We start from the raw sequence: 14,746 nt of genomic DNA on the forward strand, positions 1-14,746 counted from the left end.
CCTCTCAAGGGTTGGAGCCTCCGGCAATCCCGGCGCGGTTCAAGCGGATGTCTCGACATGCGTCTTCGGCGAGGCGGACATCCCGGAGCTCCGATGCGGGAGCGGGTAGTGTCGACTGGATCTAGAAAAAAGCTCGGAAGGATTGCGCCGCGACGCTTGCGGGCGCCGCTCACGCGGTCGGAGATGATGGGGCGTGTCCGGTCGAAGGATACGAAGCCGGAGGTAAGAACCAGGTCTGCGGCACACGCGCTCGGGCATCGCTTCCGCATCCATGTTGCGGACCTGCCAGGCAAGCCCGATCTCGCCAACAAGGCGCGGCGCTGGGCAATCTTCGTTCACGGCTGCTTCTGGCACTCGCATGAGAATTGCCGTCTGGCGTCCAAGCCGCGGTCGAACACCGGCTACTGGTCTGACAAGCTGGCGCGAAACCAAGAGCGGGACGCGATTCACGCGCAAGCCCTGCGCGACCTTGGCTATCAGGTACTGGTTGTCTGGGAGTGCGAAACACGCGACGAAGCCAAGCTTCGCGAGGTCCTGACTGCGTTCCTCAGCGGGCCGTCGCTTCCGAGCGAGAACTGCCGACGTGAAGGTCGACGACAGGACAGTGACAAACTAGATGGGCAGGCCTATAAGCAGTGACGGTCTTTTTCTGGATGGCGGGCCGCACGTTGCTCGCTGAGTTTTCCAGAAAATCGACCAATCGATAGCGATAGTTGTCGAACCCGCGCAGATTTTGAATCGCGCAATTTTTCCTTTGAAATCAAAAGCGAAGAAATTTGACGGACCGATGGTCGGGCTTTGACTGTCGGAAGAAACGATTTGCAGTGAAAAATCAAGGCGTTACGATCACTCAAAATAATCGAGTGGGAGTGATTTCAGAAACTCGCTAGTGGTGTGATTCAGCCGATTTGACAGGGAGAAAGGGCGGAGCCTGAAGGCTCGCTCTCGAAGCCCATCAAATTCGATGAAGCAGACCACTAGCTTTTTCCGCCTCCATGACAAATTCCTCTTCGGAAGAGCCGGGAGTGAGCCTGAAGTGAACGATCTCGATGATGCCTGTCATGGTCGCCTCGCGATGTTCGAACGATTGCAGGCGACACGCTGGCCCGACGGTCACCTTCGCGGGTTTGTCGTCAGCGATAGCGCCCCAACTTCAGTTTTCTCATCTACGACCTCCCTATGGCTCGAGCACGAGATCCCTGCGAACTCGTGAAATTGGCGCGCAAACGAAAATCGCTTGAATGATCGTTAGGCGCCATATTATATGTCGCCATATGACTTCTCTGGAAATCAAACACGAAGCACTGCTGCAGGAAGCTGAGCGACGCGGCGGCGCCGAGGTCGGCAGCCTCCGTGGCTGCTTCGAGCTGCTGTCGCTGGCCCTACTGATAGACCGAGACTGTGCGCGCCGTCTCGCGCCACATAGGCTGTCGGAGGGCAAGTTTGTCGTGCTCTTTCTCCTGCACGACCGGATCGACGGGCTTTCACCATACGAATTGGCCGATCGTGCTGGTGTCACAAGGGCGACGATCACCGGCCTGCTCGATGGATTGGAGCGAGACGGATTTCTCGCAAGACATTCTCATTCCGTAGATCGACGCAAGGTGTCCGTGCTCCTGACGGAACATGGCCGCACACTCGCAAAGGAACTTTTCGAGGAGCATGCGCGATGGATCGCCTCGCTCTTTTCAGGATTCTCGGAAGGGGATCGGCAACACCTCTCGAGGTTGCTCGGTCGTGTCCGCGCCAACATCGAGCTTCCGGCTAGCGCTCATGAAGCGGAAGCTATTTCGCCATGAGCGCATCCCCCGGCCGCCGCGTTCAGGACATCGACTCGGCCCGTCTGGCTCTGCTGAACAGCGGACAGGCGGCTGCCGCGACACTGACGGAATGTCTCGCGGTCGATTTCGCGGCGTTAATGGAGGCGACTCTCCCCGACATCGGCACGCAGGCCATCGCGACGATGCGCGAGGCGGCCGCCGCCGGGATCGCGCAGCGGATGCGACTTGCGGCGCGACTGGTTCGCGAAGCGCTTGGGCCCCAGGCGGGCGACCGGCTTCGCAAGCACTCGTCAGATAGCGTTCGGGGCTGGACCTGCTTCATCGTCGGAGCCGAGGACGGCATGACGCTCGATCAGAGGCTGGCCGCGATCCGTCCCCTTGCCGACGATCCGCATTTTGGCGTGCGGGAATGGGCGTGGATGGCGGTGCGCCCGCATCTTGCCGCCGATCTCGACATGGCGGTCTCCAGACTGGCCGGCTGGAGCATCGATCCTTCCGAGCGCATCCGCCGATTCACCAGCGAGGCGCTTCGGCCGCGTGGCGTCTGGTGCGCGCATATCGCCACGCTCAAGAAACATCCCGAGATCGCGCTTCCGGTGTTAGAGCTGCTGCGCTCCGACCCCTCCGTCTATGTCCAGAATTCGGTCGGCAACTGGCTGAATGACGCCAGTAAGGACCAGCCCGACTGGGTGCGCGCCATCTGCGCGCGCTGGCAGGCAGAAAGTCCCGTTCCACAAACCACACTCATCTGTCGTCGCGCGCTGCGCGTCATCGACCCAAAGACCAGGCAGGGAAAGCGAGCATGACGCATTACCTCGCAGAACTCTATACGCCCAAGCCCGCATGGCTGGCGCTGGCCCCGGAAGTCAGCCACATCGCACAACTGGCCGCCGTGGCGAGCTGACATTGCGTCGCGCCTTTACGAATTCACGGTCGATCGTGGCGAAGCGCTCCGGCGAGGGCATGATCGGGCGGACGGGATCGCCGACCGGCTGGCCGGTTTCGCGATCAGATCCTGCATCTGGCGCAACCGCTGTCGAGCACGGCGCCCTGCAGCCATGGGGGCTGAGTTGGCTCGCAGCAGTCATGCGGGAGGGCGGGGCCAGGCGATCAGCGCTGTCGCGGCGATGGTTTCCAGCACGTCGCGGTCGACGCCGTCGCGCGCCTGGATCGACAGGCCCTGAACGACCGCCGCATAGAAGGCCGCCAGCGCCTCCGTGTCGGTCGATGGCGCAAGCTCGCCTTCGATCACGGCGCGATCGAACCGCGCCTTGATCGCGGAGATCGCAGCCAATCTTCGCCTGGACAGATCCGCTGCCACCTTGGTGTGCTCGGGCGCGCAGGTCACCGCGCCGCTGGCCAGCATGCAGCCACGCGGCGCCGGCCCTTCGGAATAGACCGCCACCGACTCCTGCAGGATGCGCTCGACCGCCTGCCGCGCCGTCGGCTCTTCAGCCAGCGCCCGGGCGGTGAATGAGCCATAGGACGCGCCGTAGCGGTCCAGAGCTTCCTGATAGAGCCGCTCCTTGCTGCCGAACGCGGTGTAGAGGCTCGGCGGGGTCACGCCCATGGCTGCGGTCAGGTCCGCGACGGAGGCGCCCTCGTAGCCATGCCGCCAGAAGAGCTGCAGCGCCGTCTCCAGCGCCTCCTCGCGGTCGAGGGCGCGCGGCCGCCCGCGGGGTCGCTTTCCGATCTTTTTCATAGCGATCAATATAAAAATGTCTTGACCGGCGCGCAATCATCGAATTAACTAGCGATCACTATTTTAATCATCGCGAGGAGAAGACCGTGACCAAAGCCGATGTTTCGCAATCAGACACACGCCGCGCTTACCGGCTCGTTCCGACCGATAGCGGTCGCCGTCTCGACCAGGTCGAGGATGTGGCTCCGGCGCCTGGGCCGGGCGATGTGCTGGTGAGGATAGAAGCCGCGAGCCTCAACTACCGCGACCTGCTCGTCCTGCGCGGTCAGCTCGGAGCCGTGCGCGAAGGGCTGGTTCCGCTCTCCGACGGCGCGGGGCGGGTTGTGGCGACGGGCAGGAACGTGACGCGCTGGCGCGAGGGGGATCGAGTGGCGCCGATCTTCTATCGGGACTGGATCGCCGGTCCCTATCGCGAGGCATATGGGCCAGCGGCTCTCGGCGGTGGCGACACCGACGGCGTGCTCGCGGATCTGATTACTGCTCCCGAAGCCTCGCTGGTGCGCATTCCCGACGAGCTGAGCGTCGAGGAGGCCGCCACCCTGCCGTGCGCCGCCTTGACCGCCTGGCAGGCGCTCGTGGTCCGCGGTGGGATCGCGGCCGGCGACACGCTTCTGGTGCAGGGAACCGGCGGCGTCGCGCTCTTCGGGCTGCAGATTGCGAGCGCCGTCGGGGCGAGGACGATCGTGCTGTCGTCTTCCGACGAAAAGCGCGAGCGCGCCGAAGCGCTCGGCGCCTTCGCGACGGTGAACTACCGCGCGACGCCGGATTGGGACGTCGCGGTGCGCAAGCTCACCGATGGACTCGGCGTCTCGCACATCCTCGAGCTCGGCGGGCCGGACACGTTCGATCGTTCGCTGCGCGCGCTCGCGGCTTGGGGGCGCATCGCCCAGATCGGCGTCTTCACCGGCTTCGGGCCGCGCTCGAACCTCATTCGTCTTCAGCTGATCAACGGAACCATCGATGGCGTCAACGTCGGTTCGGCCGAGCAGTTCGAGGCGATGAACGCCTTTCTCGTCGAACATCGAGTGAAGCCGGTCATCGACAGGAGCTTCGCGTTCGATGAGGCGGAAGCCGCCTACGACGAACTCGCGAGCGGTCGCCACTTCGGCAAGCTCGTCATCCGTCTTTGAGCGGGAAACACCATGCCGTTCATAGCCACTTGCCTGGTGGCATTGCGTCGACGAATTTGAGGTCTCTCGAGAGCGAGCCTTCAGGCTCGCTCAAATCGGCTGAAGCACGCCACTAGCCAAGGCGTCAAAATTCTGCGCCCAGCCGGCCCTGTCGAGCCGGACGATCACTTCCGCCCGAGAAGGGCCAGAACCTTTTCGGCAACGCTCTTGGAAGAGACCGGATTCTGGCCGGTCACCAGCCGGCCATCGGTCACGACATGCTCGCCGAAGGCCTTGCCGGCGACAAAATGCCCGCCCGCCGCGCTGAGCCGGTCCTGCAGCAGGAACGGGACGACCTCGGTCAGTCCGACCGCGGCCTCCTCGTCATTGGTGAAACCGGTCAATCGCTTGCCGCGGACCAGAGGATGGCCGCCGTCGGCGCGCAGGCTGAGCAATCCCGCCACGCCATGGCACACCGCTCCGATCGGCCTGTCCTCCGCATGGGCGCGGCCGAGAAGCTGCGAAAGCCCCGGCCAATCTGGAAAGTCCCACATCGTTCCATGGCCGCCGACGAGGAACGCCGCGGCGCAATCGGCGGGCGCGTCTTCGGCCCTGATGGTCTGGTCGAGCGCCGAGCGCGCCTCGCGGTCAGCCGCGAAACGCTCCACACTCGGACCCCGGAAATCCGGGCTCTCGCTGCCGGGATCGATCGGTGGACGCCCGCCCTTGGGGGACACGAGGATCGGGGTGAGCCCGGCGTCCTCGAACACGTAGTAGGGCGTGGCCAGTTCCTCGTACCAGAGGCCGGTCTTTTTGCCGGCGCCGCCCAGTTCGTCGTGCGAGGTCACGATGAGAAGCACAGTCTCGGAGGTCATGCCGTCGGTCCTTTGACGTTTTGAGGGATGTGCAGCACTCGGGGCCGGTCGAGCGAGACCAGCGTCCTGACCAGCGTCTTGCCGGGTCCCGCCTGCGTTCAGGCAGCCGGCGAGCCTGCCCATGGACGCCCCGCCGACGGCGTCGACAGCCAACCGGATTTGCGCGCCGCCGGTGAGAACTTGATCTGTCTCATGATGCGCCGCGCTTTCGTTGCGAAACCGAGCGGGCCGCCCTGAGCGCATCCGCCGCCCAGCCGGACAAGCCTTCGGGGTCGTCGAGGATCTCGCTCGGCGCCTCATAATAAGCCGCGACCGTCACCTGCCCGGAGGCGCCGGCGTAGCTGAATGGGGCGCAGCCATGTCGTTCGAAGGCGCCGCGACTGAGCGCATCGGCCTTGAGATAGAGGGCGCCCTTCATGACGAAGCCGAACTGAACGCCACCGGCCCGCAGGCTCGCGCCGCCGAAATACCGGCGCACGGAAATCGGGCCGAGACCTTCGATCCTGGCGGCGTATTCCTCCGCCAGCGCCCGCTGCGTTGGCACGTGGAGGCTCACGCCGCGGCGTCTGACGACGTCAGCGGGAAGAATCCGCTGATCTCCTTCAGGCGCCCCTCGGCATCGTGATGGGCAAAGCTCGCGCCGAGCTGCAGGACGGCGCCGTCCGCATTCTGGAGCGCCCATCGGGCGAGAGACCGGCCGTTGTGCGCGACCACCTGGATGATCCGGAAACGGCCGCCCGGCACGCTCTGCTGGAAGCCGGCCATGTAGTCGGACAGCGCGGCCCGCCCCGTCAGCGGGCCGTTTGGATCGCAGTAGCCGGCGTCGTCGGCGAGGCATTCCTTCAACTCGCTCTCCCGCCGCGCCGGGTCGGACGACCAGATCGCGGCGTAGCGGGGCCAGAGCTCTTCAGCATCCATGGCGCTTCTCCAATGTCTCGAAATGGTACGTAATCATCGCTTCGAGCGCGGCCTTGTCGTAGCCGGCCCGGATCAGAACGAGGATGCCCTGATAGAGCGCGAGCAAGGCGACCGCCTCAGTGTCGGCGCCTTCGAGACGATCGGCGAAACACTCGCGGAGGACGGCGAATCCCTCGGTTACGAAACGAGGCTGATCCTCGCGGCCGAATTCGACCGCGCTGTTGGTGATCAGGCAGCCGGACGAGCCTCCGTCCGGCTCACGCAGGAGAGACAGGAACAGCCGCCGAAGGCCCGCGACGCCCGCGCCCTCGGGCGCATGATCCTCGATGCGGCGGGCGAGTACCGTCCGGCTGTAGTGGGCGGATGCGGCCGCGAAGAGGCCGCGCTTGTCGCGGTAGCTGTTGTAGAGGCTTCCGGACGTCATTCCGGTCGCCTCCTCCAGATCGCGCACCGAACTCGCGGCGAAGCCCTGACGGCGGAACACATGCATCGCCCCGGTCAAGAGACGGTCTTCGTCGAAGCTGCGTGGCCGGGCCATTTCCGGGCCTCCATTTCATAACATCAATTATATAATATGTGTTATGAAACGAAGTCAAGCCCCTTGGTGCAGGGACAGGTCGGTTCCCGCCAATGCCGCGCGAAAACCTTTTGCCCGCGTCATCGGCGGCTGTCGCGACGAAGCCGAGGCGTTTGTCCTGCGCCGCTATCCGGCCATCGCGCGGTGCTCACGGAACGCAGCCGCGAGCGTGCGCAGCGCGGCGCGCGATTTGGGATCGGTGAGCGACGAGTGCAGCACGATCTCCGACGACGGCAGGCGCGGCAGCCTGAAGCGCTCGCCGATTTCGATGGCGCCGGGCGGAGCAAGGCGACAGGAAAAGATGGCCATGGCCAGTCCGGCGGAGACGGCCGCCGCCACCGCGGACGAGCCGCCACCGAGGAATACTTCCGTCCAGGCGATGCCGGCCTCGTCGAGGGCGCGGGTCGCGATATCGCGCACGCCGCAGGAAGGCGACAGCGCCGCCAATCGCAGAGGCTCGCCCTGCCGATGCTCGAAATTCGGCGCGGCGAACCATCCGAAATGTTCCGGCCCGAGAACCTCGCCATCGCGTCGGTCGTCTTCGCGACGAATGATACAGGCGTCCAGCTCTCCACGATCGAAGGCGTCGAGCAGATTGCGCGAATTCTCGAGGCGGACCTCGATGCGCAGGCCCGGATCATGCGCGTTGAGCTGCGCCAAAAGGGTCGGAAGCTCCGGTCCGGCCACATGCGCGGCAATGCCGAGCCCGAAGCGGCGCGGGGTCGTGGAGGCGAGCGCCGACAGCGCGGCTTCGTGCGCGGCAAGAAAATCGCGAGCCCGGTCGAGAAAGACGGCGCCATGAGCGGAAAGCCGGACGTGGCGCGGCGTGCGCTCGATCAGCCGCTGGCCGATCCGTTCTTCCAGGCGCCGCAACTTGACGCTGATCGCTCCCTGGGTGGTTCCGAGGGCCTCGGCCGCCCGCGTGAAACTCTGAAGGTCGGCGATGGCCACGAACGCCTGGACCGACTCGACATCGAGGGACGCCATTTCAATCATCCGAATTTGTCGTCTCTGAAATATTCAGTCATAGCATTTTTACATCGTCAAGTTTTGCCTAGGATCAGACCCATCGACAACGGTCGCTCGCATGACTGCCGCGCCACCCAGGCCTTGGTCGCCTCGGGGGAACGGCCGCTCGCGGGGCGCCGAGCAATCTCCGTGCTGAAAGGTCTGATCATGTCCTTTGCTTCCTCGCGGCAAGGCAACCTTGCCTTGGCCGCCATCTGCTTGTCGGCTTTGATGTTCGGCTTCGAAATATCGAGCGTTCCGGCGATCCTGCCGACGCTGGAGAAAGTCCTTCACGCCGATTTCCAGCAGCTCCAGTGGACTATGAACGCCTACACCATCGCCGTGGCGACGGTCCTCATGGCGGCCGGCACGCTGGCGGATCGCTTCGGTCGCAAGCGTCTCCTCATCGTCGCCATTGTTGCGTTCGGCGCAACGTCCCTGCTGTGCGGCCTTGCTCCCGACATGACGATCCTCATCGTCGGGCGCGCGCTCCAGGGCGCGAGCGGCGGCGCCATGCTGATTTGCCAGATCGCCGTGCTCTCGCATCAGTTCACCACGGCGGCCGATCGCGCCCGGGCTTTTGGCTGGTGGGGCATCGTTTCCGGGTTCGGTCTCGGCTTCGGCCCGGTGATCGGCAGCGGGATCGCCGCCCTGATGGGCTGGACCTGGGTGTTTCTGATCCACGCCTTCATCGCCGTTCTGACCGTCGCCCTGGCTTGGCGCGGCGTTCGGGAATCGAAGGATCCAGCCGCTCGGCGCCTGGATCTCGGCGGCGTCGCGACCCTGTCACTGACCGTCTTTTGCGTCGCCTATGTCATCACTCAGGGCAGCGAGCTCGGCTTCACCAGCCCGATCGCGCTGGCGATCATCGCCACAGCCGCCCTCAGCCTCATCGCCTTCGTCATTGTCGAGCAGATCACGCCGCACCCGATGTTCGATTTCTCGGTGTTCCGAATCCGGCCCTTTTCCGGAGCGCTGTTCGGCTCGATCGGCATGAATTTCAGCTTCTGGCCGTTCATGATCTATCTGCCGATCTGGTTTCAGGCGGGGCTCGGGCTCGATGGACTGATGGCCGGCTCGGCGCTGCTCGCCTACACCCTGCCGACGCTGGTCGTTCCGCCCTTCGCCGAACGCCTCTCGCTGCGCCTTGGCGCCGGCGCCGTCATCCCGGCGGGACTGTTCGTGATCGGTCTCGGCTTTTTCATCATGAAGATCGGAGCAGGCGGCGGTCCGGCGGCCTTGCCGACGACGTTGATCGGCGCGTTGCTGGCCGGGATCGGCCTCGGAGCGACCAACACGCCCGTCACCAACACCACGACTGGATCGGTGTCGAGCGACAGGGCCGGCATGGCGTCCGGCATCGACATGAGCGCCCGGATGATCTCGCTCGCCATCAACATCGCGCTGATGGGCTTCGTCTTGCTCGAGGGCGTTCAGAATCGCCTGAGCGCAGCGTCAGGATCATTCGACGCGGCGCAGTTTCGGCGCGTCGCCGAACAGATCGCCGCCGGAAATATCTCCGCTCTCGATCAGGCCGCCCTGGGAGCGTCGAAAGTGATCGGTCCTGCCGCACATTTGGCCGGCGGCTTCGGAGACGTGATGCTCTACGGCGCCATCGGAGTCTGGGTGCTCGCCGCGCTCAGCTTCTTCACCTTCGGGAGGAGGAGAGCTGTCGACGGCGCGTCATGAGATCGGAGACCGGCAAGCCGGCCGGTCCGCGCGTCTTGCGCTATGCCGGGGTCGGCGCGGTCGAGCGACGCGCCACCTCGACGAACAGGCTGCCGGCCCGCGAGAGCGGCCGCGCCGGCGAAGCGACGAGCCCGAACTCGCGATGCAACGGCGAAGCGAGCTTCGAAACCCGCAAGCCGCGTCGCTGTTCCGGCAGGGTGGATTCCGGCACGAGGCCGACACCCGCGCCCTCCCGAACCAGGGCAATCGCGCTCGACCAGTCGCGCACCTCGATCTGCACATTCTGGAGTGTCAATCCAGCCGCGTCGGCGAGCGAGCGGGCGTTCGCATGGCATCCGCCGGTGGCGAGAACGAAGGGCGCGGCCGCCAGTTCGGCCAACGAGACCGAATTACGTCGTGACAGGGGATGCGCCGCCGGCAGGATCGGAACCCAGGCGTCCCGTCCGAGCGGAACGGCATTTCTGGCCGGAGACGGGTTGAGAACGACGCCGAGGTCGATCGATCCCGCCGCGAGCCAAGCCTCCACTTCCATGTCGTCGGTTTCGAGCGGCACGAGGTCGATGCCCGGATGGAGCGTGCGAAAACGCCGAAGCAAGGGCGGAAGGACAGTGGCGAAGACGCTCGGGAACCCGGCCAGACGGATGGCGCCGGTCTCCTCGCCGATCAGCGCCATTGCCTCCCTTTCGATCGCCTCCAGATGCGAGAGCGCCGCGCGGGCATGGTCGAGCGCGCGTTCTCCGAAGGCGGTCAATTCGACTCCGCGCGGCTGGCGGACGAGCAGCTTCACCCCGAGGCTCTCTTCGAGAGCGGCCAGGGCTTGGCTCATCCCCGATTGGGTGACGCCGAGCTTGTCGGCGGCCGCGGTGAAGCTGCCGGCTTCGGCGACGGCGATCAGGCTCTGGAGCTGCGTCATTTTCATAGTAGGTAAGCTTATATCAGAAATGTGTTCGAGTAATTTTTATCATATCATGAAGCCTGCCAATGTGGGCGGCGATCCACCCTTCGGCGAGGCCCACACGATGAAGCTCTATTTCGCCCCCGACACCTGTTCGCTCTCGCCGCACATCGTGCTGCAGGAGCTCGGACTGCCCTACGAACTCGTGCGCGTGAACAATCGGACGAAACGCACATCCGCGGGAGAGGACTTCCTCGCCATCAATCCGAAGGGCTATGTCGCGGCGCTCGAACTCGATACCGGCGAGGTGCTGACCGAAGGACCGGCCATCGTTCAGTATCTGGCCGACCTGAAGCCGGAGGCGGGATTGGCTCCGGCCGCCGGCACGCTGGCGCGGGTTCGGCTGCAGGAATGGCTCAACTTCATCACGAGCGAGGTTCATGCCGGCTCGAGCCCGTTGTTCAACAGAGCTTTGCCGGAGGAGGCGCTGGCGATCTTCCGGGATCGGCTGTTCCGGCGTCTCGGTTTCATCGAGGTGAGCCTCGCATCACGGGATTATCTGGTGGGCGACGGCTTCACGGTCGCCGACGCCTATCTCTTCACCGTGCTCGGCTGGATGAAGGGTTTTTCGATCGATCTCGACCGTTGGCCGGCGATGGCGCGCTACACGCAACGGATCGGCGCGCGGGCGTCCGTCCAAACTGCTTTGGCACGGGAGGCGGAGACGGCTCCAGTCAAATGAAGGAGCACGCAACTTGCCCGCTCAGGTCATTTCGACACAGCCAGAGCCGGCCCGAGGAGACCAGCGACGTCGATGCTGCCCTCCAGCATCAGAAGCGCCTTCAGCCTGCGCCTGGGCTCAGAATCGCCCGCATGTCCGGCGTCGCCAGAAGCCGCTGATACTCGCTCGCCGACAGCGCGTTGATGAGCAGTCGGCCGCTGACATCGGCCTTGATGTATTCGACCGCAAGAAGGCACGTCACCGCGTTGGTCGTCAGAACGGCTTGATCGGGGGTGCGGTCGCCGAATTCGGCGACGACAGTCTCGCTGTCATCTGCCACGACCACGGCCAGCCGGCGTCCGGAAAGGCGCAGGCGCGCGCTCGCCCCGCATTCGGAGAGATCGTATGTGCGCGGTCCGACGAGTGTCCGCTTGCCATAGATCGCCACGTGGGTGTCGACGCCACGCGCCGCCGCTTGCTCGAGCAGCGGACCGATCTCGTCCATCTCCTCGTCCCAGATGCCCGCAAAGATGCGGCGCTCGGCGCCGGCCGTGACGCGCGCGAACGCCGGGACGATCGTCTGACGGCTGCGCAACGACCAGACAAGGCCGAGTTCCTCCTGGACGGGCAAGTGATCGAGCTTTTCTTTGGCGGCAAAGACATCGGCGTCGAAGCGAGACCGGGCGACGGCCAGCAGGTCGGCGTGCGGAACGGCCGAGTATCGCACCGGTTCCGAACGGTTGACCAGAACCGCCCCTTTGCTCTCCAGCCGCCCGAGCGTTTCATAAATTTTGGACGGCGGCACGCCCGCGCCTCGGCCGACCTCGGCGCCCGTCAGGGCGCCTCGACCGACCAGCGCGATGTAGGCCTGCGCCTCATATTGCGAAAACCCGAGACGGGTCAGCGTGTTGATCAGTTCTGGGTCGACCGTCATCGGCATCGGGCCGACTGCGTTCCCGCATCGGCCCGCCTCTCGAAAAGCGCCAGAATGAATTTGTTGACTACCATGGTGGTAAGTGCCATGAATATCAACTACTCCCTCAGTAGTTAAATAAGCAGCTTCCATGCGTATTCTCATCGGCACATGCTCCCCGGCGTTTTCGCTGGCGCATGCGTTGCGTTTCATCGAGGACACAATCCTCGTCGAAGTGGAAGCCATCGCCGTGCGGGGGACCGCGTGACCGCCGCGCCCGAACCACGAGAGACGCCGCCATCCGCCGGCGTGGTCGTCCTCTTGGCAATCACGGCCGGTGGAGCGATCGCCAACAATTACGCGATCCAACCGAGCCTCAGTGCGATCGCGCAGGATATCGGCGCCACGCCGAGCGCGATCAGCCGGACGGTTTCTGGCGTCATGCTCGGATATCTCGCGGGGCTGGCGCTGCTCGTGCCGTTGGCCGATCATGTGAACCCGCGCCGTTTGATCCCCATTCAACTCCTTGCGCTGGCGGCGGCGCTGATTGCCGCCTCGGCAGCGCCGAGCGCAGGCATTCTCCTGATCTCTCTCGTTCTCGTCGGAGCGATGACCACGGTCGCGGCGCAGACAAGCGCGATTGTCGGCAACCTCGCAGCGCCTGCGCACCGGGGCAAGCAGATGGGCCTCATCTCCGCGGGCGTCTCGGCGGGAATTCTCCTGTCGCGCTTCGTCGGCGGTCTGCTATCGACGTGGATCGGATGGCGCGCAATGCTGCTTTGCTTCGCCGGCGCCTGCTGCATCGCCGCATTGGCGACGGCTCTGAGGCTGCCAGATCGCCGGCCGCAGGCCACAGAGGGGTATTTCTTCACACTGCGTTCGGCGCCGCGGCTGCTGGTCCTTTTCCCACAACTGCGTCTGTCGGCGGCGGCAGGCATGCTCTGGTTCTTCGCCTTCAGCGCCATCTGGGTCGGGCTCGCGATCTCGCTGGCGCTACCGCCATGGTCGCTGAGCGCCGATGCGATCGGTTTCTACAGTCTTGCCGGGTTGCTCGGTCTCTTCGTCACGCCCATGGCCGGACGCTGTGCGGACCGGTACGGCGCGCGACGGGTCAAGCTTGTCGGCCTTACGGCTGCGGCCGCCTCGTCCCTCGTGCTTCTATCGACGCTCGGTCAGCCCCTGGTCTGCGCACCGGCCCTTGCGGTCTTCGACGCCGGTTGTTTTGCCGCGCAGGTCGCGAACCAGGCCGCCGTCGTCCGGCTCGATCCCGCCCGCTCCGGCGTGCTGAACTCGGCCTATTTAGTGCTCTATTACGTTGCCGGAGCGATCGGCACGGCCGTGGCCGGACCGCTTGTAGCGGCGGGCGGATGGACCCTTCTCGCCAGCGCCGCCGTCGCAGCCATCGTTGGCGCGATCGTGGCTTCTTGCTTTCATTTCGAATAAGAGACGCCGAGGAGCCGAAATATGCGTCAACAGGGTGAACTCGCTACGAAATTCTCTGCTTTGTCCGAACATTGGCGGCCGAAGATCATCGCCAGCCTCAACGGCCAGGAGGTCAAGATCGTGAAAGTTCTGGGGGTATTTCCTTGGCACATACATGATGACTGTGAGGAAATGTTCGTTGTGTGGAAGGGCCGCTTTCGCGTCGAGTTTCGGGACCGGATTGTTGATATGGGACCGGGAGAATACATAGTTGTTCCGCGTGGCGTGGAGCATCGAACAGCGGCAGATGAGGAAGCGGAGATCATTATCTTCGAGCCTGCGGAAACCCGCAACACTGGCAATGTCGTCGACGAGACTTTCACCGCTCCTCAGGGCGCAACGATTTGACGTCGCGAGCGCCGGCGTGGCGAGAAGAAGCGAGAGCGATGGGGCTGGTTTCGGCGTTCGCGGGCGAGCGTTGTAAGAGGTCGGCTGGCGGTTGCAGCGCGTCAGGCCATCAGAGACGACAACACGAAATCCGCGCGCGCCGCGACCGTCGTCTTTGGCAGCGACAGCGCTTCATATCCCAAGGCGGGATATGTCCTCGCGAGGCGCTCATGCTCCGCGACTGCGGTGTCGAAGCCGTGCTTGCGGTCCGCATCTGTCGCATAAATTTCCGGCCAGGGCGGCGCCAGGAACATCCGGGGATGATAGCGGCGCGCCATGCAGAGCGGGCGTGAGATGGGCTCGCCGGTCAGAGCCTCCAGCGCCGACGCGGCGTCGACAAGGCCGCGATCGAAGAACGCCCAACCGTCTTGCGCCGCAGCCGCGGCATGATCGGACAGCGCCATCTCGATCGCGCGACGCAGAAACGCCCCGAGATCCACCCATGGCAGAGCCGTCCCGCCCCGCGCCGTCTCTTCGGCTATGATGCGGCGGCCGGGCTCCTCGACGACCGCATGGCCGCGAGCCTTCAGCTCTGCGAGCAAGGTGGATTTTCCGCCGCCCGAACAGCCGGAAATCACGACAAGTCCATTGTTCAAGACGTTTCATCCTTTCTTCAAAGGGCGATCGGATGAAGGACAAAATTCCCGATTCCTCGTCCTGAGGAGCCGCCGTAGGCGGCGTCTCGAAGG

Annotated in this window: 17 protein-coding genes; 8 read left to right on the top strand and 9 right to left on the bottom strand. The window is 64.7% G+C overall.

Translation table 11 applies throughout. From position 1 onward, the window contains the following. Positions 1 to 108: 108 nt before the first annotated feature. The 3 genes from K3F48_RS00180 to K3F48_RS00190 all read left to right on the top strand — a co-directional run bounded on the left by K3F48_RS00180 (position 109) and on the right by K3F48_RS00190 (position 2,587). Entirely contained in the window at positions 109 to 639 is a 531-nt protein-coding gene (locus tag K3F48_RS00180) for a very short patch repair endonuclease (protein ID WP_370631325.1), read from the top strand. A gap of 635 nt (positions 640 to 1,274) precedes the next feature. Continuing rightward, on the top strand, positions 1,275 to 1,799 hold the full coding sequence (locus K3F48_RS00185) for a MarR family winged helix-turn-helix transcriptional regulator (protein ID WP_222573384.1): 525 nt from the start codon (positions 1,275 to 1,277) through the stop codon (positions 1,797 to 1,799). Further along, positions 1,796 to 2,587, top strand: coding sequence for a DNA alkylation repair protein (locus K3F48_RS00190; RefSeq protein ID WP_222573385.1), 792 nt, complete (start codon positions 1,796 to 1,798; stop codon positions 2,585 to 2,587). Before K3F48_RS00185 ends, K3F48_RS00190 begins: the two co-directional genes overlap by 4 nt. Positions 2,588 to 2,865: 278 nt before the next feature. Here the strand turns inward: K3F48_RS00190 and K3F48_RS00195 are convergent, their stop codons facing one another. After that, positions 2,866 to 3,483: a TetR/AcrR family transcriptional regulator gene (locus K3F48_RS00195; protein ID WP_222573386.1), complete on the bottom strand. Its 618-nt coding sequence runs from the start codon at positions 3,481 to 3,483 to the stop codon at positions 2,866 to 2,868. Positions 3,484 to 3,569: 86 nt separating this feature from the next. On the opposite strand from K3F48_RS00195, the gene K3F48_RS00200 reads away from it, so the two are divergent. Continuing rightward, on the top strand, positions 3,570 to 4,613 hold the full coding sequence (locus tag K3F48_RS00200; protein WP_222573387.1) for an NAD(P)-dependent alcohol dehydrogenase: 1,044 nt from the start codon (positions 3,570 to 3,572) through the stop codon (positions 4,611 to 4,613). 164 nt (positions 4,614 to 4,777) lie between these two features. Here the strand turns inward: K3F48_RS00200 and K3F48_RS00205 are convergent, their stop codons facing one another. The 5 genes from K3F48_RS00205 to K3F48_RS00225 form a co-directional block, all read right to left on the bottom strand. Continuing rightward, positions 4,778 to 5,467, bottom strand: a complete 690-nt coding sequence (locus K3F48_RS00205) for a type 1 glutamine amidotransferase domain-containing protein (RefSeq protein WP_222573388.1) — start codon at positions 5,465 to 5,467, stop codon at positions 4,778 to 4,780. 190 nt (positions 5,468 to 5,657) lie between these two features. After that, positions 5,658 to 6,011: a TfoX/Sxy family protein gene (locus K3F48_RS00210; RefSeq protein ID WP_222573708.1), complete on the bottom strand. Its 354-nt coding sequence runs from the start codon at positions 6,009 to 6,011 to the stop codon at positions 5,658 to 5,660. An 8-nt stretch (positions 6,012 to 6,019) separates the two neighbouring features. Continuing rightward, positions 6,020 to 6,385: a nuclear transport factor 2 family protein gene (locus K3F48_RS00215; RefSeq protein ID WP_222573389.1), complete on the bottom strand. Its 366-nt coding sequence runs from the start codon at positions 6,383 to 6,385 to the stop codon at positions 6,020 to 6,022. After that, entirely contained in the window at positions 6,375 to 6,923 is a 549-nt protein-coding gene (locus tag K3F48_RS00220; RefSeq protein ID WP_222573390.1) for a TetR/AcrR family transcriptional regulator, read from the bottom strand. Before K3F48_RS00220 ends, K3F48_RS00215 begins: the two co-directional genes overlap by 11 nt. 165 nt (positions 6,924 to 7,088) lie before the next feature. Continuing rightward, a complete protein-coding gene (locus K3F48_RS00225) occupies positions 7,089 to 7,949 on the bottom strand; it encodes a LysR family transcriptional regulator (RefSeq protein WP_222573391.1) in 861 nt (286 codons plus the stop codon). Between the two features lie 189 nt (positions 7,950 to 8,138). Between K3F48_RS00225 and K3F48_RS00230 the strand changes: the two genes are divergently transcribed. Then, positions 8,139 to 9,659: an MFS transporter gene (locus K3F48_RS00230; RefSeq protein ID WP_222573690.1), complete on the top strand. Its 1,521-nt coding sequence runs from the start codon at positions 8,139 to 8,141 to the stop codon at positions 9,657 to 9,659. A gap of 40 nt (positions 9,660 to 9,699) precedes the next feature. Here the strand turns inward: K3F48_RS00230 and K3F48_RS00235 are convergent, their stop codons facing one another. Continuing rightward, positions 9,700 to 10,578, bottom strand: coding sequence for a LysR family transcriptional regulator (locus K3F48_RS00235; RefSeq protein ID WP_222573392.1), 879 nt, complete (start codon positions 10,576 to 10,578; stop codon positions 9,700 to 9,702). A 100-nt stretch (positions 10,579 to 10,678) separates the two neighbouring features. On the opposite strand from K3F48_RS00235, the gene gstA reads away from it, so the two are divergent. Continuing rightward, positions 10,679 to 11,296 (top strand): glutathione transferase GstA, encoded by a 618-nt coding sequence (gstA, locus tag K3F48_RS00240; RefSeq protein WP_222573691.1) that lies wholly within the window; start codon positions 10,679 to 10,681, stop codon positions 11,294 to 11,296. 100 nt (positions 11,297 to 11,396) lie between these two features. On the opposite strand, the gene K3F48_RS00245 is transcribed toward gstA, so the two are convergent. Then, positions 11,397 to 12,215, bottom strand: coding sequence for a TrmB family transcriptional regulator (locus K3F48_RS00245; RefSeq protein WP_222573393.1), 819 nt, complete (start codon positions 12,213 to 12,215; stop codon positions 11,397 to 11,399). A gap of 237 nt (positions 12,216 to 12,452) precedes the next feature. Here K3F48_RS00245 and K3F48_RS00250 point away from each other — a divergent pair, with 237 nt between their 5' ends. Further along, positions 12,453 to 13,631 carry an MFS transporter gene (locus K3F48_RS00250; RefSeq protein WP_222573394.1) on the top strand — a complete coding sequence of 393 codons (1,179 nt, stop codon included), beginning with the start codon at positions 12,453 to 12,455 and terminating at the stop codon, positions 13,629 to 13,631. 21 nt (positions 13,632 to 13,652) lie between these two features. Then, entirely contained in the window at positions 13,653 to 14,018 is a 366-nt protein-coding gene (locus K3F48_RS00255) for a cupin domain-containing protein (protein ID WP_222573395.1), read from the top strand. Between the two features lie 101 nt (positions 14,019 to 14,119). On the opposite strand, the gene K3F48_RS00260 is transcribed toward K3F48_RS00255, so the two are convergent. Further along, positions 14,120 to 14,653, bottom strand: a complete 534-nt coding sequence (locus K3F48_RS00260; protein WP_222573396.1) for an AAA family ATPase — start codon at positions 14,651 to 14,653, stop codon at positions 14,120 to 14,122. Positions 14,654 to 14,746: the final 93 nt, after the last annotated feature.

The organism is Methylosinus sp. Sm6 (assembly GCF_019802345.1).
Classification (GTDB): domain Bacteria; phylum Pseudomonadota; class Alphaproteobacteria; order Rhizobiales; family Beijerinckiaceae; genus Methylosinus.